Source organism: Pseudocitrobacter vendiensis, from assembly GCF_943590815.1.
GTDB lineage: Bacteria > Pseudomonadota > Gammaproteobacteria > Enterobacterales > Enterobacteriaceae > Pseudocitrobacter > Pseudocitrobacter vendiensis.
The window spans coordinates 38330-60025 of record NZ_CALSBS010000022.1; the positions used below are offsets into that span (position 1 = coordinate 38330).

The 21696-nt window shown below is 54.1% G+C and carries 14 protein-coding genes; 9 read left to right on the forward strand and 5 right to left on the reverse strand.

Features of this window, described 5'->3' with window-relative positions; translation table 11 throughout:
• Positions 1 to 725 precede the first annotated feature (725 nt).
• On the forward strand, positions 726 to 3401 hold the full coding sequence (gene rcsD / locus NMC31_RS19285) for a phosphotransferase RcsD (protein WP_149462041.1): 2676 nt from the start codon (positions 726 to 728) through the stop codon (positions 3399 to 3401).
• Positions 3402 to 3417: 16 nt separating this feature from the next.
• Positions 3418 to 4068 carry a response regulator transcription factor RcsB gene (gene rcsB / locus NMC31_RS19290; RefSeq protein WP_015963687.1) on the forward strand — a complete coding sequence of 217 codons (651 nt, stop codon included), beginning with the start codon at positions 3418 to 3420 and terminating at the stop codon, positions 4066 to 4068.
• Between the two features lie 45 nt (positions 4069 to 4113).
• On the opposite strand, the gene rcsC is transcribed toward rcsB, so the two are convergent.
• Positions 4114 to 6963: a two-component system sensor histidine kinase RcsC gene (gene rcsC / locus NMC31_RS19295; protein ID WP_253898880.1), complete on the reverse strand. Its 2850-nt coding sequence runs from the start codon at positions 6961 to 6963 to the stop codon at positions 4114 to 4116.
• 121 nt (positions 6964 to 7084) lie between these two features.
• Positions 7085 to 9721 carry a DNA topoisomerase (ATP-hydrolyzing) subunit A gene (gene gyrA / locus NMC31_RS19300; protein WP_253898881.1) on the reverse strand — a complete coding sequence of 879 codons (2637 nt, stop codon included), beginning with the start codon at positions 9719 to 9721 and terminating at the stop codon, positions 7085 to 7087.
• Between the two features lie 158 nt (positions 9722 to 9879).
• Here gyrA and ubiG point away from each other — a divergent pair, with 158 nt between their 5' ends.
• From ubiG to yfaE, 4 genes are all read left to right on the forward strand, one after another.
• On the forward strand, positions 9880 to 10608 hold the full coding sequence (ubiG, locus tag NMC31_RS19305) for a bifunctional 2-polyprenyl-6-hydroxyphenol methylase/3-demethylubiquinol 3-O-methyltransferase UbiG (protein WP_253898882.1): 729 nt from the start codon (positions 9880 to 9882) through the stop codon (positions 10606 to 10608).
• A gap of 347 nt (positions 10609 to 10955) precedes the next feature.
• Entirely contained in the window at positions 10956 to 13241 is a 2286-nt protein-coding gene (gene nrdA / locus NMC31_RS19310; RefSeq protein WP_253898883.1) for a class 1a ribonucleoside-diphosphate reductase subunit alpha, read from the forward strand.
• A 123-nt stretch (positions 13242 to 13364) separates the two neighbouring features.
• Positions 13365 to 14495 carry a class Ia ribonucleoside-diphosphate reductase subunit beta gene (gene nrdB / locus NMC31_RS19315; protein ID WP_015963681.1) on the forward strand — a complete coding sequence of 377 codons (1131 nt, stop codon included), beginning with the start codon at positions 13365 to 13367 and terminating at the stop codon, positions 14493 to 14495.
• Positions 14495 to 14749, forward strand: coding sequence for a class I ribonucleotide reductase maintenance protein YfaE (yfaE, locus tag NMC31_RS19320; RefSeq protein ID WP_015963680.1), 255 nt, complete (start codon positions 14495 to 14497; stop codon positions 14747 to 14749). The genes nrdB and yfaE overlap by 1 nt, the downstream gene beginning before the upstream one ends.
• A 27-nt stretch (positions 14750 to 14776) precedes the next feature.
• Here yfaE and inaA read toward each other — a convergent pair whose 3' ends face one another.
• Positions 14777 to 15427: a lipopolysaccharide kinase InaA gene (gene inaA / locus NMC31_RS19325; protein WP_149462035.1), complete on the reverse strand. Its 651-nt coding sequence runs from the start codon at positions 15425 to 15427 to the stop codon at positions 14777 to 14779.
• 212 nt (positions 15428 to 15639) lie between these two features.
• Between inaA and glpA the strand changes: the two genes are divergently transcribed.
• The 3 genes from glpA to glpC are packed head-to-tail and all read left to right on the forward strand — an operon-like array spanning position 15640 to position 19701.
• Positions 15640 to 17262: an anaerobic glycerol-3-phosphate dehydrogenase subunit A gene (gene glpA, locus NMC31_RS19330; protein WP_253898884.1), complete on the forward strand. Its 1623-nt coding sequence runs from the start codon at positions 15640 to 15642 to the stop codon at positions 17260 to 17262.
• Positions 17252 to 18511: a glycerol-3-phosphate dehydrogenase subunit GlpB gene (gene glpB / locus NMC31_RS19335; RefSeq protein ID WP_253898885.1), complete on the forward strand. Its 1260-nt coding sequence runs from the start codon at positions 17252 to 17254 to the stop codon at positions 18509 to 18511. Before glpA ends, glpB begins: the two co-directional genes overlap by 11 nt.
• Entirely contained in the window at positions 18508 to 19701 is a 1194-nt protein-coding gene (gene glpC / locus NMC31_RS19340; RefSeq protein WP_253898886.1) for an anaerobic glycerol-3-phosphate dehydrogenase subunit GlpC, read from the forward strand. Before glpB ends, glpC begins: the two co-directional genes overlap by 4 nt.
• A 109-nt stretch (positions 19702 to 19810) precedes the next feature.
• Here the strand turns inward: glpC and NMC31_RS19345 are convergent, their stop codons facing one another.
• Together NMC31_RS19345 and NMC31_RS19350 are read right to left on the reverse strand one after the other, a co-directional pair.
• Positions 19811 to 21007: a nicotinamide mononucleotide deamidase-related protein YfaY gene (locus NMC31_RS19345; RefSeq protein ID WP_253898887.1), complete on the reverse strand. Its 1197-nt coding sequence runs from the start codon at positions 21005 to 21007 to the stop codon at positions 19811 to 19813.
• A gap of 94 nt (positions 21008 to 21101) precedes the next feature.
• Complete coding sequence (locus tag NMC31_RS19350; RefSeq protein WP_253898888.1) at positions 21102 to 21644, reverse strand: YfaZ family outer membrane protein; 543 nt, start codon at positions 21642 to 21644, stop codon at positions 21102 to 21104.
• Positions 21645 to 21696: the final 52 nt, after the last annotated feature.

Here is a 21696-nt window from a genome sequence, read left to right on the forward strand (position 1 = left end):
GCAAAATGCAGAATAATCCAACACCAAAATGATACTAAAACCTTAAAGGTGTTTCATTTATTCACATAGATGTTTCAAAATGTAAAAATCGCGGAACTTTTTTTCGCACAAATGGGTAAGATAAATAGCACAGATAAACAAAGAATTTTGAAATAGTTGTTGATAATCAATGCATTAAAATTGGTTACGGGTTTAGCACTGAATGGTAAAACAAAAGTTTCACCCGCAACTAAAATAGATATCGCTATCATCATTAACTTTATTTATTACCGTCATTCAGTTCTGAATGTCTGTTTACCCCTATTTCCACCGGATGCATCGCATCCGGTTTTTTTTACCTTTCTTTACGTAACTTTAATCCCTGTATGCTAACCCTCGGGAATTATAACGGTCATTAATTAATCACCAACAAAATCAATAACAAATTAATAACATAATTTTCACGTAATAATTTCGGGTTAATTCCTGCTGGCATTACCTGGCGCAAACGCGATGTTGCCTCTCCATCACCTCTTTATTTCCCCTATTTCTCCCCCCTTTCAGGGGCTGAAAACCGCTGAAGTGTGGCAATTGGCACAGTTCCCTTTATACTGCCTGCTGTACTGTCACCTGTTACAGAGAATTTGACGTGGGTTCGCCACGCAAAACAGGTTAAGACGTCCCACGCTCACCTATGTCTGAGCATATTCTCATTCAGATGCCGTTATGATGGGTTACACACGCCAATGAGTCAGTCTGACAAGAAAACGTCCGGTAAATTTTCCCTGCTGCCGGGCAGCATCACCCGCTTCTTCCTGTTAATGATCATCGTGTTGCTGGTAACGATGGGCGTGATGATTCAGAGCGCGGTTAACGCGTGGCTGAAGGACAAGAGCTATCAGATAGTCGACATGACCCATGCCGTGCATAAGCGCATTGATACCTGGCGTTATGCAACCTGGCAGATCTACGACAACATTGCCGCCGCCCCCTCTACAGCAACGTCCAGCGAAGGGTTACAGGAAACGCGTCTTAAACAGGACGTCTACTATCTGGAAAAGCCGCGACGTAAAACCGAGGCGCTAATTTTCGGCTCCCACGACAGCTCGACGCTGGAAATTACCCAGCGCATGTCCACCTATCTTGATACGCTGTGGGGCGCAGAAACCATCCCGTGGTCGATGTATTACCTGAACGGTCAGGATAACAGCCTGATCCTGATTTCTACGCTGCCGTTAAAAGATCTCTCCTCCGGATTCAAAGAATCTACGGTCGGGAGCATTGTCGATTCGCGTCGCGCCGAGATGCTCCAGCAAGCGAATACGCTGGACGAACGTGAAACCTTCTCCTCTTTGCGGCGTCTGGCCTGGCAAAACGGTCATTACTTCACTTTACGCACCACTTTTAACCAGCCGGGGCATCTTGCGACGGTAGTAGCGTTCGACCTGCCGATTAACGATCTGGTGCCGCCGGCGATGTCTCTGGACAGTTTCCGCCTCGAACAGGACCCGTCGCAGAACGCCCTGCGCAGTCAGGATAAAGAGCCCAGTGATAGCGTCGCAATTAACTTCAACAGCTCGCGTATAGAGATCTCTTCATCGCTAAATTCAACCGGCATGCGTCTGGTGTGGCAGGTCCCGTTTGGCACGCTGTTGCTGGATACCTTCCAGAACATCATGCTACCGCTGCTGCTGAATATTAGCCTGCTGGCGCTGGCGCTGTTCGGTTACTCCACGTTCCGTCATCAGACGGGCCGCAAAAGCGCCGCTACCGCGCCGGTGTCGGGTGCCAACAACGAATTGCGTTTACTGCGCGCAATCAATGAAGAGATAGTCTCGCTGCTGCCACTGGGGCTGCTGGTGCACGATCAGGAATCAAATCGTACCTTAATTAGCAACAAAATCGCCGATCACCTCTTGCCGCACCTGAACCTGCAAAACATCACCAGCATGGCGGATCAGCATCAGGGCGTGATTCAGGCCACCATTAATAATGAGCTGTACGAAATTCGCCAGTTCCGCAGCCAGGTTTCGCCACGGATGCAGATCTTTATCATTCGCGATCAAGACCGCGAAGTACTGGTGAATAAGAAACTTAAGCAAGCGCAGCGTCTGTATGAGAAGAACCAGCAGGGCCGCGCGGCCTTTATGCAAAATATCAGCGATACCTTAAAGCAGCCGATCAAGACGCTGGCCGCCGAGGCCGCCGCGATAGATACCACTGAAAGCCAGAAGCTGGCGAACAACGCCGATCTGCTGGTGCGTCTGGTTGATGAAATTCAGCTTGCCAATATGCTGGAAAATGACAGCTGGAAAGGCGCATCCACACTCTTCTCGCTACAGGATTTGATTGATGAAGTGGTGCCTGAAGTCCTGCCCGCCATCAAGCGTAAAGGCCTGCAACTGTTGATCAACAACCAGCTTCCAGCCAAAGAGCAGCGCCATGGCGATCGCGATGCCTTGCGCCGTATTCTGTTGCTGCTGATTCAGTACGCGGTAACTACGACTCAGATTGGCAAAATCACGCTGGAAGTGAATGCCGATGAGTCTGCGGGCGAGCGTCTGACCTTCCGCATTCTGGACACTGGCAACGGCGTGTCGCACGGTGAAATCGATAATCTGCATTTCCCTTACCTGAACGACACCCAGTCCGACCGTTACGGTAAAGCGAACGCTCTCACCTTCTGGCTGTGTGACCAACTGGCACGCAAGCTGGGCGGGCATTTGAATATAAAAGCGCGCGAATCGTTAGGTACCCGTTACTCGCTGCACGTTAAAATGGCCGCGCGGGAGGAGGACGGCGAACAGGAAGAGCGTCTGCTGGATGATGTCGTTGCGATGGTGGATATCACCTCTAACGAGATTCGTTCCATTGTGACTCGCCAGTTAGAGAGCTGGGGGGCGACGTGCATCACGCCGGACGAAAGGGCGACGAGTCAAGAATTTGATATCTTTTTAACAGATAATCCGTCTAATCTTACTGCTTCGGGCTTGCTTTTAAGCGATGATGAGGCTGGGATACGCAAAATTGGCCCCGGCCAATTGCGTGTTAACTTCAATATCAGTAATGCTATGCAGGACGCGGTCCTTCAGCTTATTGAAGAGCAACTGGCACAGGAAGAGGTCACGGAATCACCTCTTGGCGGCGATGAAAACGCCGAGCTTCAGGCCAGCGGCTATTATGCGCTGTTTGTTGATACGGTACCGGAAGATGTTAGCAGGCTGTATACTGAATGCGACGCGCGTGATTTTGCCGCGTTGGCACAGACAGCCCACCGCCTGAAGGGGGTGTTTGCTATGCTTAACCTGGTTCCTGGCAAGCAGTTGTGTGAAACGCTTGAGCATTTAATTCGTGAGAAAGATGCTCCGGCCATAGAAAAATATGTCAGCGACATTGACGCCTACGTCAAGAGCTTGCTGTAGCAAGGTAGCCTTTATTATGAACAATATGAACGTAATTATTGCCGATGATCATCCGATAGTTCTGTTTGGTATTCGTAAATCACTGGAACAAATCGAATGGGTCAATGTTGTCGGCGAATTTGAAGACTCCACCGCGCTGATTAACAATTTACCGAAACTGGATGCACACGTCCTGATCACCGACCTTTCCATGCCGGGCGACAAATATGGCGATGGGATCACGCTTATCAAATACATTAAGCGTCATTTCCCGGGTATTTCCATTATCGTCCTGACCATGAATAACAACCCGGCGATTCTGAGCGCCGTGCTGGATCTGGATATCGAAGGTATTGTCCTGAAACAGGGTGCGCCGACCGACCTGCCAAAAGCGCTGGCCGCGTTGCAAAAAGGGAAGAAATTCACCCCGGAAAGCGTCTCTCGCCTGCTGGAGAAAATCAGTGCGGGCGGTTATGGCGACAAACGTTTGTCACCCAAAGAGAGCGAAGTATTGCGCCTGTTTGCAGAAGGCTTCCTGGTAACCGAGATTGCCAAGAAACTGAACCGCAGTATCAAAACCATCAGTAGCCAGAAGAAATCAGCGATGATGAAACTGGGTGTGGAAAACGATATTGCGCTGTTGAACTATCTCTCTTCTGTCACGCTTTCCCCGACAGATAAAGAGTAATGCTCTAAGAATGAATCCCCCGGCCCGCCGGGGGATTTTTTTATCTTATGATTCCCGCGTTTTTCTCACCCGCGCCGCATAGACCGCCAGTGTTTGCTTCAGCACATCCAGCGTCACCGGTTTTGACAGGCAGCTATCCATCCCTGACTCCAGACAGCGCTGCTTCTCTTCCGCCAGCGCGTTGGCAGTCACGCCGACAACCGGTAGCGTCAGCCCAAGCTGACGGATACGCTGCGTTAAACGATAGCCATCCATATTTGGCATGTTGACGTCGCTCAGCACAATATCAATATGATTTTTGCTCAGCACATTGAGCGCATCAACACCGTCATTCGCTGTCATACACTGATAACCCAGCGTACCCAGTTGATCCGCCAACAGACGACGGTTGATCGGGTGATCGTCCACCACGAGGATCATCATATCGTCGTTACTGTCGGCAGGCACATCATGCGCCGATGACAACTCTGCGTGATCCGCATTACCCACTTTAATGCGATAAATACGCCCCAGCAGGGTCATTAACTCGTGCGGCGAAACAATGCTGTGCACCCATTCACCCGGTGCTCGTTCGAGAGGAATACCGATATGGCGACGGCAGAAGATTACTACCGCCCTGCCCGTCCACGGTTTTTCCAGGTCATCGTCTGTTATCAGCAAATCATCCGGCGTCGGTTCCTCGCCCTCGTAGCGCTGAACGTCCACGCCGTGCCAGGTCAGCAGCGTTTCAATAAACTGATACAGAGATTCGTTGCGAATCGCCAGCCAACAGCGTTTTTGCGCCAGCGCGTCAATCACCAGCGGCGTGGCAGCCTGCGCGCCATACAACGGTATACGTACCGTAAACTGACTCCCCATGCCCGGTTCAGTATCAACGGCAATATCACCGTCCATCATGTTGATGAGCTTCTCACAAATCGCCAGCCCCAGCCCGGTGCCCTGGAAGTTGCGCTGCACGCCAGTGCCTACCTGGAAGAACGGGTCGAACAGGCGTACCACCTCTTTCGCCGGAATACCCACGCCGGTATCACGGATACTGATACTCAGGTAATCGCCTTCTCGCTTAAGATGCAAAATAATGCAGCCAATATCGGTGAACTTAATAGCATTGCTCAGGATATTGGAGATAACCTGCTGCAAGCGCATCGGATCGCCCAGCATCTGCGGCGGCACGTTGGGCTCGATAAAGCAGTACATTCCGACCCGTTTACGCACGACCAGCGGCAGATAGTTGGCGGTAATGTGATTCATCACCTCTTTCGGCGAGAACTCGCGCGGCTCGATTTTCAGCTGTTCAGATTCAATTTTCGAGAAGTCGAGAATGTCGCTGATGATTTTCAGCAACAGGCCAGAGGAGTTGTTCATCGCCGTCACCAGACGCCCGACGCCTTTCGGCAACTCTTTGGTTTGCAACAAATCAAGGTTACCGATGATGCCGTACAGCGGCGTGCGCAGTTCGTGGCTGACGGTGGCGAGGAACATCGATTTCGACTGGCTGGCCTGTTCTGCCGCCTGCGCCATTTCCTGTAATGACTCTTCCATTTTAACGCGCGAGCTGACATCTACCAGCACACAAATCGCCACGTTTTCATTGCGATATCGCGAATGCACAAAACTGATTTGCAGGTTGGTATTGTTACTGGTGAGCACATCGACAAAGTTAACCTGCTGACCGCAGATAATCTGTGTTAAGCGCTGCCGGTCTTCGTGCGTCAGCATATTCAAATAGTTATGCGCCAGTTCGTTACTCAGAATATTAGTGCCATCCTGAGTACGCAGAATACAAATCCCGACCGGCGCAGAGGCGACGATTTTACGGTTGAACTGCTCATGCTCTTCCAGACGCTGGGCGTCTGACTCGGCAGGAATAAATATCCGCCGCTCGTACATTCTCGCCATCGTGAACAGCCCTACCCCGGTCAGGATGTTGAGCAGTACGGCGTTGAGGATCAGCATGCGGATGCGCTCAAGCACTAAATCAACCGGTACGGAATAAACAATGCTGAGCGACGATGGTGGCAGATTCTTTTTCAGCACCAGCTCGCGAAAGCCGCTGCTGTAACCAAACCACGCGCGCTCCTGCATCCAGCGCTGATCGATGCGCAGTTTGCTGTCCGGCCCGGTGAGCGAAATCAGCGAATCGCCGTTTTCATCAAGAATAGTCACGCCAATCGGTAAACTTCCCGGCGTGAAGAAGTTTTCCATGCGGATGGTTTGTTCAACGCCCAGCAGCGCCTGCAAACGGTTTGCCAGATACACCGGCGTTAAGGCATAGAAATAGCCGACGCCCGGCCGCGGGCCCTGGCTTATCCAGAACAGGTTGCTGCCGCTCTCATCCTGCGGCGCACTACGATACTTCACGATGCGATCGTGCAGGGTTTTCAGCGCCTGATTACGTTCAATCGGCATATCCCGAAGGCCAAAGTTCGCCATGCACAGGTTTTCACTGCCAATTAAAAAGACGCGGTTGAGGTCGTAGGCAGCGGAGAAATTGTCACGCCAGTAACGCAGGAACCAGGCAAGCGACTCCAGCGAGCCGCGCCACGCATCGTCCAGCGCGGAACAATCGGAATCGGCAAACAGAGGCTCGAAGTCCGGGACTTCAGTATTCTCTTTTATCGACGCGGGAGGCAGCACGCCGTTCGTTGCCGTAAGACGGTTCTCGGCAATGTACTTCAGCTCTTTGATGACATCCGACGTACGCTGGATATAGCGCTGCGCCTGATCGGAACTCAGGTTAAATTCCTGACGTATCTCTGACTCTTTCTGATGCAAGGCATTCACGATATAGAAAACCGACGCGAGGGCAATCAGCAACCAGAGTAGCAGCGCCAGGGCCCGGAACAGGTAGCGTGAGACTTTAAGCGTCGTGCGAAAGGAGACAAGATATTTCAAAGGGGCGAAACTCCGCCATCAAAGGCTAACAGGATGTGGTTAAGGTAACGGGAAAACCCATTTGCCGCAACGCAGAAAAAAGGCCGGTTTATAACCGGCCTTTATTGTTACGTCTCACGATTTACTCGTCAGCGTCATCCGCTACGTCGTCATCGGTGTCCGTTTCCGGTGCGATTTCATCGTCACCTTCTGCAGCGCTGCCGTCGATGGCGTCGAGTTCTTCGTCATCAACCGGTTCAGCCACACGTTGCAGACCCACAACGTTTTCATCCTCCGCGGTACGGATGAGGATAACGCCCTGAGTGTTACGACCGACGATGCTCACTTCGGAAACACGCGTACGCACCAGCGTACCGGCATCGGTGATCATCATGATCTGATCGCAATCGTCAACCTGCACCGCGCCCACAACGGAACCATTACGCTCGGTCACTTTGATCGAGATAACGCCCTGTGTCGCACGTGACTTAGTCGGATACTCTTCCGCCGCAGTACGTTTACCGTAACCGTTCTGGGTGACGGTCAGGATTGCGCCTTCGCCACGTGGAATGATCAGGGAAACAACTTTGTCCTCACCTGCCAGTTTAATACCGCGTACACCAGTCGCCGTACGACCCATGGCGCGAACGGCGTCTTCTTTGAAGCGCACCACTTTACCAGCAGCGGAGAACAACATAACTTCATCAGAACCGGACGTCAGGTCAACGCCAATCAGCTCATCGCCTTCGTTCAGGTTCACGGCGATGATACCGGCAGAACGCGGACGGCTGAATTCGGTCAGCGCCGTTTTCTTCACGGTACCGCTGGCGGTCGCCATAAAGACGTTTACGCCCTCTTCGTACTCGCGTACCGGCAGAATGGCGGTGATACGTTCGTCGGCTTCCAGCGGCAGCAGGTTGACGATCGGACGGCCACGCGCGCCACGGCTGGCTTCCGGTAGCTGATAAACCTTCATCCAGTACAGACGACCACGGCTGGAGAAGCAGAGGATCGTGTCATGGGTGTTGGCCACCAGCAGGCGGTCGATAAAGTCTTCTTCTTTAATACGGGCTGCTGATTTGCCTTTACCGCCACGACGCTGCGCTTCGTAATCGGTAAGTGGCTGATATTTTACGTAACCCTGGTGAGACAGGGTGACGACAACATCTTCCTGGCTGATCAGATCTTCGATGTTGATGTCTGCGGTGTTAGCGGTGATTTCAGTACGGCGGTTGTCGCCAAACTGCTCACGCACCAGCTCCAGCTCTTCGCGGATCACTTCCATCAAACGGTCGGCGCTGCCCAAAATGTGCAGCAGTTCGGCGATCTGTTCCAGCAACTCTTTGTATTCGTCGAGCAGTTTTTCATGCTCCAGGCCGGTCAGTTTCTGCAGACGCAGATCCAGAATAGCCTGCGCCTGCTGTTCGGTCAGGTAGTATTTACCGTCACGAACACCGAATTCCGGCTCCAGCCACTCAGGACGCGCCGCGTCATCACCCGCACGTTCCAGCATGGCGGCAACGTTGCCCAGAGCCCACGGCTGTGCGACCAGGCCTGCTTTTGCTTCAGCAGGCGTCGGCGCACGACGGATCAGTTCAATGATCGGGTCGATGTTCGCCAGCGCAACAGCCAGCGCTTCGAGGATGTGCGCACGGTCACGCGCTTTACGCAGTTCAAAAATGGTACGACGGGTCACGACTTCACGACGGTGACGTACGAACGCGGAAAGAATATCTTTCAGGTTCATGATCTTCGGCTGGCCATGGTGCAGTGCCACCATGTTGATACCGAAGGAAACCTGTAGCTGGGTCTGGGAGTAGAGGTTGTTGAGAACCACTTCGCCCACCGCATCGCGTTTCACTTCAATCACGATGCGCATGCCGTCTTTATCAGACTCGTCACGCAGCGCGCTGATGCCTTCCACGCGTTTATCTTTCACCAGCTCGGCGATTTTCTCGATCAGGCGCGCTTTGTTCACCTGATACGGAATTTCATGCACGATGATGGTTTCGCGGCCAGACTTCGCGTCCGTTTCAACTTCCGCGCGGGCGCGAATGTAAATTTTGCCACGACCGGTACGATAGGCTTCTTCAATACCACGGCGACCATTAATGATGGCCGCTGTAGGGAAGTCCGGCCCCGGGATGTGTTCCATCAGCCCTTCAATGCTGATGTCTTCATCATCGATATAGGCCAGACAGCCGTTGATCACTTCCGTCAGGTTGTGCGGCGGAATGTTCGTCGCCATACCGACTGCGATACCGGAAGAACCGTTCACCAGCAGGTTAGGGATTTTAGTTGGCATGACGTCCGGAATTTTTTCCGTGCCGTCATAGTTATCCACGAAGTCTACCGTCTCTTTTTCGAGATCGGCCATCAGCTCATGGGCAATTTTCGCCAGACGGATTTCCGTATAACGCATTGCCGCCGCGGAGTCACCGTCGATAGAACCGAAGTTACCCTGACCGTCAACCAGCATGTAACGCAGTGAAAATGGCTGCGCCATACGGACGATGGTGTCATACACCGCGGAATCACCATGGGGATGGTATTTACCGATTACGTCACCAACGACACGGGCAGATTTTTTGTAGGCTTTGTTCCAGTCATTGCCCAATACGTTCATGGCGTAAAGTACGCGACGGTGTACCGGCTTCAGGCCATCTCGGACATCCGGCAGCGCACGGCCAACAATGACCGACATCGCGTAATCCAGATAGGAGCTCTTCAGCTCTTCCTCAATGTTGACCGGTGTAATTTCTCTCGCAAGGTCGCTCATCTAACCGCTATCCCTCTACTGTATCCCGGATTCAAAGGTCGCAAATTATAACACAACCGCGTAAAGACAGGTAAACCTATAGCGTTCTGCCAGAGCTTTATTCGCGTCGTTGTGCTGATATACTCGCGGTAATAATGAAATAAGGACCAGGAGTGCCCATGAATGCCGAAAAAAACACGTTAGCGCCCAACGTTGACCATGACGAGATCGCCAAATTTGAAGCCGTGGCTTCGCGCTGGTGGGATCTGGAAGGCGAGTTTAAACCGCTGCATCGGATCAACCCGCTGCGTCTGGGCTATATCGCCGAACGCGCTGACGGCCTTTTCGGCAAGAAAGTGCTTGATGTCGGCTGCGGTGGCGGCATACTCGCAGAGAGCATGGCGCGAGAAGGCGCGGAAGTCACCGGGCTGGATATGGGCTTCGAACCGTTACAAGTGGCGCGTTTGCACTCGCTGGAGTCAGGGATTCACGTCGATTACGTGCAGGAGACCGTAGAAGAACACGCGGCGAAACATGCACAGCAGTATGACGTCGTCACCTGTATGGAAATGCTGGAACACGTGCCGGACCCGCAGTCGGTCGTAAAAGCCTGTGCGCAACTGGTGAAGCCGGGCGGACATGTTTTCTTCTCCACCCTGAACCGCAACAGCAAATCCTGGCTGATGGCGGTGATCGGCGCGGAATACATTCTGAAAATGGTGCCGAAAGGCACGCACGACATTAAGAAGTTTATCAAGCCTGCCGAACTGCTGAGCTGGGTCGACGAAACCACTCTGCGCGAGCAGCATATGATTGGTCTGCATTACAACCCGCTGACCAACACCTTTAAGCTGGCTCCGGGCGTAGATGTGAATTATATGTTGCACACGACAGCCAAAAATCGCTAACGTCAGAAGATATTCTTATATAGATTTGCGCTGCATCAAGCAGCGCAATCAACCCGGTCGATGAAGAAATCGGCACTCGATCAAATTTTCATTTTTTTTTGCAAATTGTTGACATCCCTTACAGCCCTTACTGCATGCGGACTTAGCCTTTTTTACGCTTTCTAAACCTCAATTTAACCTCAAAATCAACTCTTGTATGAGAAAGAAAGCAGACTAGAATACTCACCATATAGCGTTTCACTTATTAAAGACCCCCCATATATAGTATTTATCCACAGACTTAGCCACAAGCAACGTTTGTGGATAAGTGGGGGGATATTTCCTTTTCACGGACAGGTAAAAAGCACATGAATCAGAGTCTGCTGGTGACTAAGCGTGACGGCCGCACTGAACGCATCAATCTCGATAAAATCCATCGAGTGTTGGACTGGGCGGCTGAAGGTCTGGAAAACGTCTCTATCTCTCAGGTTGAACTGCGTTCTCACATCCAGTTCTATGACGGGATCAAAACCTCCGACATCCATGAAACCATCATTAAAGCCGCAGCCGATCTGATCTCCCGCGACGCACCGGATTACCAGTACCTGGCCGCGCGTCTGGCCATTTTCCACCTGCGTAAAAAAGCCTACGGCCAGTTTGAGCCGCCGAAGCTGTTCGACCACGTACTGAAAATGGTTGAACTGGGTAAATACGACAATCATCTGCTGGAAGACTATACGGAAGAAGAGTTCAAGCAGATGGACTCGTTCATTGTTCACGACCGTGACATGACCTTCTCTTACGCTGCCGTCAAACAGCTGGAAGGCAAATACCTGGTACAGAACCGCGTTACCGGCGAAATCTACGAGAGTGCGCAGTTCCTTTATATTCTGGTTGCCGCGTGCCTGTTCTCAAACTATCCGCGCGACACCCGCTTGAGCTATGTGAAACGCTTCTATGATGCGGTCTCCACGTTCAAAATCTCGCTGCCGACACCGATTATGTCCGGCGTGCGTACCCCGACTCGCCAGTTCAGCTCCTGCGTACTGATCGAGTGCGGCGACAGCCTGGATTCCATCAACGCCACCTCCAGCGCGATTGTGAAATACGTTTCCCAACGTGCCGGTATCGGTATCAACGCCGGTCGTATCCGTGCGCTGGGTAGCCCGATTCGCGGCGGCGAGGCCTTCCACACTGGCTGTATCCCGTTCTACAAACATTTCCAGACCGCAGTAAAATCCTGCTCTCAGGGCGGCGTGCGCGGCGGTGCGGCGACGCTGTTCTACCCGATGTGGCATCTGGAAGTTGAAAGCCTGCTGGTGTTGAAAAACAACCGTGGCGTCGAAGGCAACCGCGTGCGTCATATGGACTACGGCGTACAGATCAACAAACTGATGTACACCCGTCTGCTGAAAGGCGGCGATATCACGCTGTTCAGCCCGTCTGACGTCCCAGGCCTCTATGATGCGTTCTTCGCCGATCAGGACGAGTTCGAGCGCCTGTACGTGCAGTATGAAAACGACGACAGCATCCGCAAACAACGCGTGAAAGCGGTTGAGCTGTTCTCGCTGATGATGCAGGAACGTGCTTCTACCGGCCGTATCTATATTCAGAACGTTGACCACTGCAACACCCACAGCCCGTTTGACCCGGCGATTGCACCGGTGCGCCAGTCTAACCTGTGCCTGGAAATCGCGCTGCCGACCAAACCGCTGAACGACGTTAACGACGAAAACGGTGAAATCGCTCTCTGTACGCTTTCTGCATTCAACCTGGGTGCGATTAAGGATCTGAGCGAGCTGGAAGAACTTGCCGTACTGGCGGTGCGTGCGCTGGATGCGCTGCTTGATTATCAGGACTACCCGATTCTGGCTGCCAAACGCGGCGCGATGGGACGTCGTACGCTGGGTATTGGCGTCATCAACTTTGCATACTGGCTGGCGAAAAACGGTAAACGTTACTCCGACGGCAGCGCCAATAACCTGACGCACGAAACCTTCGAAGCCATTCAGTACTACCTGTTGAAAGCCTCTAATGAGCTGGCTATCGAACAGGGCGCGTGCCCGTGGTTCAACGAAACCACTTACGCCAAAGGTATTCTGCCGATCGATACCTATAAGAAAGACCTGGATGCAATCACCAGCGAGCCGCTGCACCTGAACTGGGAAGCGCTTCGTGAGTCGATTAAGACGCATGGCCTGCGTAACTCTACGCTATCGGCCCTGATGCCATCCGAGACATCGTCGCAGATCTCCAACGCGACCAACGGTATCGAGCCGCCGCGTGGCTACGTCAGCATTAAAGCGTCGAAAGACGGTATCCTGCGTCAGGTTGTGCCGGACTACGAACACCTGCACGACGCGTATGAACTGCTGTGGGATATGCCGAACAACGACGGCTATCTGCAACTGGTGGGCATCATGCAGAAATTTATCGATCAGTCGATTTCTGCCAACACCAACTACGACCCGTCACGCTTCCCGTCAGGAAAAGTGCCGATGCAGCAGTTACTGAAAGACCTGCTCACCGCCTATAAATTTGGCGTGAAAACCCTGTACTATCAGAACACCCGCGACGGGGCTGAAGATGCACAGGATGACCTGGTGCCGTCTATTCAGGACGATGGCTGCGAAAGCGGCGCGTGCAAGATCTGATAATGATATTCCCCTCACCCCGGCCCTCTCCCTGAGGGAGAGGGTGAAAAGCGCACCGAGCCATTCCCTCTCCCCCCGGGAGAGGGTTAGGGTGAGGGGGCATTAAAACCACAGGACACATTCATGGCATATACCACCTTTTCACAGACGAAAAATGACCAACTCAAAGAGCCGATGTTCTTCGGCCAACCGGTCAACGTGGCCCGCTACGATCAGCAAAAATACGACATCTTCGAAAAGCTGATTGAAAAGCAGCTCTCCTTCTTCTGGCGTCCGGAAGAAGTTGACGTTTCTCGCGACCGTATCGATTACCAGGCGCTGCCGGAACACGAAAAACACATCTTCATCAGTAACCTGAAATATCAGACCCTGCTCGACTCCATTCAGGGCCGTAGCCCGAACGTTGCCCTGCTGCCGCTGATTTCCATTCCGGAACTGGAAACCTGGGTAGAAACCTGGGCGTTTTCTGAAACCATCCACTCCCGCTCTTACACTCATATCATCCGTAATATCGTCAACGACCCGGCGATTGTGTTTGATGATATTGTGACCAACGAGCAGATTCAGAAACGCGCGGAAGGCATTTCCAGCTATTACGACGAACTGATCGAGATGACCAGCTACTGGCATCTACTGGGCGAAGGCACGCATTCCGTGAACGGTAAAACCGTCACCGTCAGCCTGCGCGAACTGAAGAAAAAGCTCTACCTGTGCCTGATGAGCGTTAACGCGCTGGAAGCCATTCGCTTCTACGTCAGCTTCGCCTGCTCCTTCGCGTTCGCAGAACGTGAGCTAATGGAAGGCAACGCCAAAATCATTCGCCTGATCGCCCGCGATGAAGCGCTGCACCTGACCGGCACTCAGCATATGCTGAATTTGCTGCGCAGCGGCGTCGATGATCCGGAAATGGCTGAAATCGCCGAAGAGTGCAAACAGGAGTGCTATGACCTGTTCGTACAAGCAGCCCTTCAGGAAAAAGAGTGGGCAGATTACCTGTTCCGCGACGGTTCGATGATTGGCCTGAACAAAGACATTCTTTGCCAGTACGTGGAATACATCACCAACATCCGCATGCAGGCGGTAGGTTTAGATTTGCCATTCCAGACGCGCTCTAACCCAATCCCGTGGATCAACACCTGGCTGGTATCCGATAACGTACAGGTTGCACCGCAGGAAGTGGAAGTCAGTTCTTACCTGGTCGGTCAGATAGATTCTGAAGTCAACACCGACGACCTGAGTGATTTCCAGCTCTGATGAGCCGCGTTATCCTTCGCATCTCTGGCACACAGTTGCTGTGCCAGGATGAACACCCTTCCCTGCTGGCCGCGCTGGAATCCCATAACGTTGAAGTTGAGTATCAGTGCCGTGAAGGCTACTGCGGTTCATGCCGCACGCGTCTGGTTGCCGGCCAGGTCGACTGGCTAACGGAACCGCTGGCGTTCATCCAGCCAGGGGAAATTTTGCCCTGCTGTTGCCGGGCGAAGGGTGATATTGAGATTGAAATGTAAATGGCCGCCCGCTGGGCGGCCATTTTATTACAGCGCGTAATAGTACGCTTTCACCTTTTCCCAGTCCGCTTTCGGAATCGGGTCGAGATATTTTTCCAGTTGTGAAAAGTCGTGTTTAATCGCTTTTTCGCGGCTCAGACGACGACGGCTTTTCTCCAGGTCGAGGAAACCCGCTTCCACCGTCCCTTCGGTTTTCACATAGATATGACGCACATAGCAGCAACCGTGCTGACGATTCACGCTGTGCATCTTTTTGAAGGCCACGGCAACGGCTTTCAGCATGGCTTCGCGCACGTCGTCCGGGAAGGGCGTAACGGCATGCTGGTGATACCAGTCACCAATGCTGATAAAGCCTTTCATATCCTCGGTGACCAACAACGCGCGCCACTCACCATCAATTTTCATCGCTTTGCCGTAAACGATCTTCGGCACGATAACGCCCGCTTTTTCCAGATCTTTAATCACCGCGATTTCACGCACAATGGTTGGGCGACCAAACGGATAGCGAACCGAACGGAACAGATGCTGCGTCATGCGCTTCACGTACAGTTTTTTACCATCACGCTCAACACACTGGACGCCGCTCATCCCGTTGCGGCGGTAGTTTGGCTCCTCAACCCAGTCGCCTTCTGTTGCCCACCACTGATTAAATTCATCCAGTCCATTTGATACAGCCATTACTTGCCTCGCCCGCTAACGCTTAAAGATTACCAAAAGTTAATCATATAATAGCTTTGTCAAAGCTCTTAGCGTTTATCCGTTCATCTCATTTTCACAGGCGAAATGCGCGAAAACGAAAGCAATAAGTTCGAATGTGCGCAGCGTCAAACAAATTCTCTGTCAATTATGGCTTACTGAAGACAAGGATATTGTTATGTAGGGGCAGGAGAATGCAGCAATCAGGGGAGTACGATGCGATCATCATCGGCGGTGGCGCAACCGGCGCGGGAATTGCCCGCGACTGCGCGCTACGTGGTCTCAGGGTCGTGCTGGTTGAACGTCATGACATCGCCACCGGCGCAACCGGGCGTAACCACGGTCTGCTGCACAGCGGCGCACGCTATGCCGTCACCGATAGCGAATCGGCCCGGGAATGCATCAGCGAAAACCGCATCCTGAAACATATTGCCCGCCACTGTATCGAACCCACCGGCGGGCTGTTTATCACCCTGCCGGAAGACAACCTCGACTTTCAGTCCACCTTTTTACAAGCCTGCGCCATCGCCGGTATTGACGCGCAGGCGATTGACCCGCAGGAAGCGCGACGCATCGAACCGGGCGTTAACCCGGCGCTGACAGGCGCGGTAAAAGTCCCGGATGGTACCGTTGATCCCTTCCGGCTTACCGCAGCCAATATGCTGGATGCGCGCGAACACGGTGCGGACATTCTCACCGGGCATGAAGTCATCGGGCTTATTCGCGATGGCGCGAACGTGCGCGGCGTGCGGTTGCACAATCGTCAAACGCAGGAGACGCGTGAGCTCCACGCCCAGGTGGTGGTCAACGCAGCCGGGATCTGGGGGCAACGCATCGCCGAATATGCCGATCTGAGCATCCGTATGTTCCCGGCCAAAGGGTCGCTGCTCATTCTCGATCACCGCATCAACCAGCACGTAATTAACCGCTGCCGCAAGCCTGCGGATGCCGACATTCTGGTACCAGGCGATACCATTTCGCTGATTGGCACCACCTCCATGCACATCGATTACGACGAAATTGACAACAACCGCGTTACCGCGCAGGAAGTCGATACATTGATTCGCGAAGGCGAAAAACTGGCGCCGCGCATGGGCAGCACACGTATTCTGCGCGCATACTCGGGCGTACGCCCGTTAGTTGCCTGCGATGATGACCCGACCGGGCGCAACGTCAGCCGTGGCATAGTCTTGTTCGATCACGCGCAGCGCGACGGCATGGAAGGTTTCATAACCATCACCGGCGGCAAACTGATGACCTATCGCCTGATGGCCGAATGGGCCACCGATGCGGTATGTCGCAAAGTGGGCAACACGACATCGTGTACCACCGCCACTACCCCACTCCCCGGCTCGCGTGAAAGCCAGGAGAAAACACTCCAGCGCATCATCTCGTTGCCTGCGCCGCTGCGCGGTTCCGTGATTTATCGCCACGGTGACCGCACGCCAGGCTGGATCGGCGACAACCGTCTGCATCGCAGCCTGGTATGCGAATGCGAAGCCGTGACGGCAGGCGAAGTACAGTACGCAGTAGAAAACCTGAATGTCCGCAATTTGCTCGATCTGCGTCGCCGAACCCGCGTCGGCATGGGTACCTGTCAGGGCGAACTGTGCGCCTGCCGCGCGGCGGGGCTGCTGCCCCGTTTTCACGCCACCAATGCCAGCCAGTCGCTAAAACAGCTCTCAGATTTCCTCAATGAGCGCTGGAAAGGCGTGCAGCCTATCGCCTGGGGTGATGCGCTGCGCGAAAGCGAACTGACTCGCTGGGTCTATCAGGGACTGTGTGGGCTGCAAAAGGAGCATCAGGATGAAATTTGATACGGTTATCATCGGCGGCGGTCTGGCCGGGTTACTGTGCGGGTTAACGCTGCAGTCACAAGGTTTGCGCTGTGCCATTGTCAGCCGCGGGCAAAGTGCGCTGAACTTCGCCTCGGGTTCGCTGGATCTCCTTAGCATGTTGCCCGACGGGCAGCCGGTCGAGGATATTCATCTCGGCTTGCAGGCATTAACACGGCTAGCCCCTGAGCATCCTTACAACAAAGTGGGTTGCGAAAACGTCCTGTCGTACGCCCGTCAGGCGCAAGCGCTTTTCAACGATTGCGGTATCGACTTTCAGGGCGACGCAGGGCAAACACATCAACGTGTGACCCCGCTGGGTTTATTGCGCAGCGCCTGGCTCAGTCCTCGCGAGACACCACTCTTCCCGCCAGCAGCCAGTAAAGTCCGCGTTGTGGGAATAACCGGGTTTCTCGATTTTCAGGCTCCGCTTGCCGCTGAGTCATTACGTAAAAAGGGCCTGGAGGTCGACACGACTGAAATCGACCTGCCACAGCTGGATGTGCTGCGCGAAAACGCCAGCGAATTCCGCGCGGCAAACATCGCTCGCCTGCTGGACCAGCCGGAACAGTGGCAACCGTTGTACGATGCGCTCGCTCCGCTGGCGGAGGGTTACGATGCCCTGTGGCTTCCGGCCTGTTTCGGCGCCAGTGATAGCCAGCTGTACGACTGGCTCTGCGCAAAGCTCAGCTGTGCGCTACATCTGTTGCCTACGCTGCCACCCTCCGTGCCCGGCATGCGTTTGCAGGCACAGCTTCAACGGCAGTTTATCCGCGCAGGCGGCGTCTGGATGCCAGGCGACGAAGTGCAAAAGGTAACGCTGGAGAATCAACACGCTACCACCGTCTGGACGCGCAACCACGCCGACATTCCCCTACGTGCACGCTACGTGGTGCTGGCGAGTGGCAGTTTCTTCAGTAATGGGTTAGTCGCAAGTCGAGATACGATTCGCGAACCGGTGCTTAATCTTGACGTGATGCAGATGGCCACCCGCGCATTATGGTATCGCCCTGATGTCTTTGACTCTCAGCCATGGCAACAGTTTGGCGTCGCGACCGATGCGATGCTGCGCCCGGCTATTGCCGGCCAGCAACTGGAAAATGTGTTTGTGATTGGTTCAGTACTGGGCGGCTGCGATGCCATCGCTCAGGGCTGCGGCGGCGGTGTGTGTGCAGTGACGGCGCTTCATGCCGCGCAGCAAATCACCCTGTTGACAGGAGGTGAAGCATGAGTAGCGGCCAGTTCGAGAATTGCATCAAATGTACCGCCTGTACGACAGCTTGCCCAATCAGTCGGGTGAATCCTCGCTATCCTGGGCCGAAACAAGCGGGCCCGGACGGCGAACGGCTCCGCCTGAAAGACGGCGCACTGTATGATGAGGCGCTGAAATATTGTATCAACTGCAAACGCTGCGAAGTGGCGTGCCCGTCTGATGTCAAAATTGGCGATATCATCCAGCGCGCCCGAGCGCGCTATGACGTCACCACCCCATCGCTGCGTAACCGCATACTCAGCCATACGGACCTGATGGGGCAGATGTCCACGCCGTTTGCACCGCTGGTGAATGCGGCGACGGGGCTGAAACCCGTGCGTCATCTGCTTGATGCGGCGCTAAAAATTGATCATCGCCGCACGCTGCCGAAATACTCCTTCGGCACCTTCCGCCGCTGGTATCGCAGCGTCGCAAAACAGCAGGCGCAGTTTGCCGAGCAGGTAGCCTTTTTCCACGGCTGCTACGTCAACTACAACCATCCGCAATTGGGCAAAGATTTAATTAAGGTGCTGAATGCGCTGGGAACGGGCGTTCAGTTGTTGAGTAAAGAGAAATGTTGCGGCGTACCGTTGATTGCGAACGGTTTCACCGATAAGGCGCGCAAGCAGGCGCAAAGCAACGTCGCGTCACTGCGCGAGGCCATTGAGGATAAATCGCTGCCCGTTATCGCGACGTCCTCAACCTGCACGTTTACGCTGCGAGATGAATATCCGCATCTGTTGAATGTTGATAACGGCGGCCTGCGCGAGCATATCGACCTGGCTACACGCTGGCTGTGGCGAAAACTGGACGAAGGGAAAACGCTGCCGCTTAAACCGTTGCCGCTGAAGGTGGTATATCACACGCCGTGTCATATGGAGAAAATGGGCTGGACGCTTTACACCCTGGAGCTGCTGCGGCAAATTCCCGGGTTGGAGCTGACGGTGCTCGACTCCGAGTGCTGCGGCATTGCGGGCACCTATGGCTTTAAGTCGGAGAATTACCCCACCTCGCAGGCCGTCGGCGCGCCGCTGTTCCGCCAGATCGAGGAAAGCGGCGCGGATATCGTGGTGACCGATTGCGAAACCTGTAAATGGCAAATCGAGATGTCAACCAGCAAGCGCTGCGAACATCCCATTACCCTGCTGGCACAGGCGCTATCGACATAAGCAATTTCGCCTGCACAATGCCTGATGCGCTTCGCTTATCAGGCCTACCGGTTTATGCGAGATCTGTAGGCCGGATAAGGCGTAGCCGCCATCCGGCAATGCAACTTCGCTACACCTTCAGCGTTTCCACCACTTCAATCCAGCCGTGTTCGCTGGCGACATCCATCCCGTTGAGCCAGCGGCGCAGCATGTTCATCGCCATCATGGCGCAAACCTGCTGACGCACAACCAGGCTGTGGCGCGTGGTGTTAAACTTCACGCGCAGCGCCCATGTGCCGTCTGCGGTGGAGAGCGCGAAGTTCAGATGCTCGTTTTCAAGCCCGGTAACCGACAGCGCTACGCCAGCAAAATGATTTTCGCGGCGCTCTTCCGCCCAACGTGCGGTTTGCGCCAGCGTCTCTTCCTGCGACGGAATCACCTCACTGGCCAGCAGCGGCGCACCCGCGCGTTGTAGCTCCAGCGCCAGCAGCCCGCCGGTAAATTGTTCGCTCAGCGTCAGACTCAGTTGCTTATCCTGCAATGCGCGGGCAAGCTGCTTCGGCAAGCCTTCGGTGCCTTCAAAAATCAGGCTATCGCCCGCGACCTTTTTCACTTCCGGCCACAGGGCTTCCATGGCCTGACGTTCACTCGCCGGGCCAGTCAGCTTGAGTTCAATAATCGGCATCGATGAGCGATAGCCCATCGACACGCCCGCAGGTAGCGCCAGGTGATCGAGACTTTGCGCGAGATCGCTTTCCGAACGCCCGAACGTAGTGAGTCGCAGACACAGCGGCGGCTCGGGGATCTCAAAACGTGCACGCAGGCGTGGCAGAATTTCCTGCTGAACCATCACTTTAAATTCAGACGGCACGCCAGGGGTGAAGAAAATCAGGCAACGGTTGAGCTTAATGGCAAAACCGCAGGCCGTACCCACCGGGTTATCAATAAACTCGGCGCTGGCAGGAATTTCCGCCTGTTTGCGATTGCTCGGCGCCATCACGCGGCCACGCTCTTTGAAGAATTTCTCCATCTGCGCCAGCCACGGCTCATGCAGTACCAGTGATTCGCCTTTCGCCGTTGCCGCAGCTAGCGCACTTAAATCATCACTCGTCGGCCCCAGACCGCCGTTAACAATCAGGACATCAGCCTGGGTACTGCGCTCGCGCAGAATCGACACCAGATCATCGAGTTTGTCGCCCACCGTGTTACGCCGGGAAAGCGGTAAACCTTGTTCAAATAAGAAATCAGCAAGCCAGGCCGCATTGGTATCCACAATTTGCCCGTATAAGACTTCATCGCCCGTAGACAGCATCTCTACGTTTATCATCGCTTTCTCCAGTAAAAGAGGACGATTTACTATAGCGCAAGGCGAGGAATAAAAACGAGAAAACTGGCGCGGCAGAGTGCCGCGCCGGGGAGAATCAGAAGTTAGCGCTGACGCCGACGTAGGGGCCATCCGCCACGGCGCTGTCGCGATTGCCATCTTTGCCGGCGAGGTTGATATAGCGGTACCCCGCTTCCACGCTCAACGGACGCATAAGCATAAAACGACCACCCGCGTTGGCTTCTTCGTAATCTTTTACGCCGCTGGAAAGCGAGTCCGGCGAGTAGTAATACTCACCAAACAGACGGAAACGTTCACCAATTTGCCACTGCAACCCGCCGCCAACCGCCGCCGCGTAACCATCATCACCGTAGTTCGGGCTAAGATAAACACCTTTGCCGCCCGCGGTAGCCATGAACGGCCCTAATGGAATGTTCATTCCCAATGCCGCACCCACGATATCGCCGTGATCGTCGTTATGCGCCCAGTTACCGCTCAGCGCCAGGCCCGTCGATTCGGTGCCAAAGCCGACGCCAAGGTTGGTATACTCTTCGCCAGCCTGGCCGCTGATGCTGATTGCATTTGCCGCGACCGGGAGCAACAGCATCCCCATCAGGCCAAATAGTATGCTCTTTTTCATTTTAATCCTTTCCCGCAAGCACAGTGTGAATTACCAAAAATCAGGCGAATTG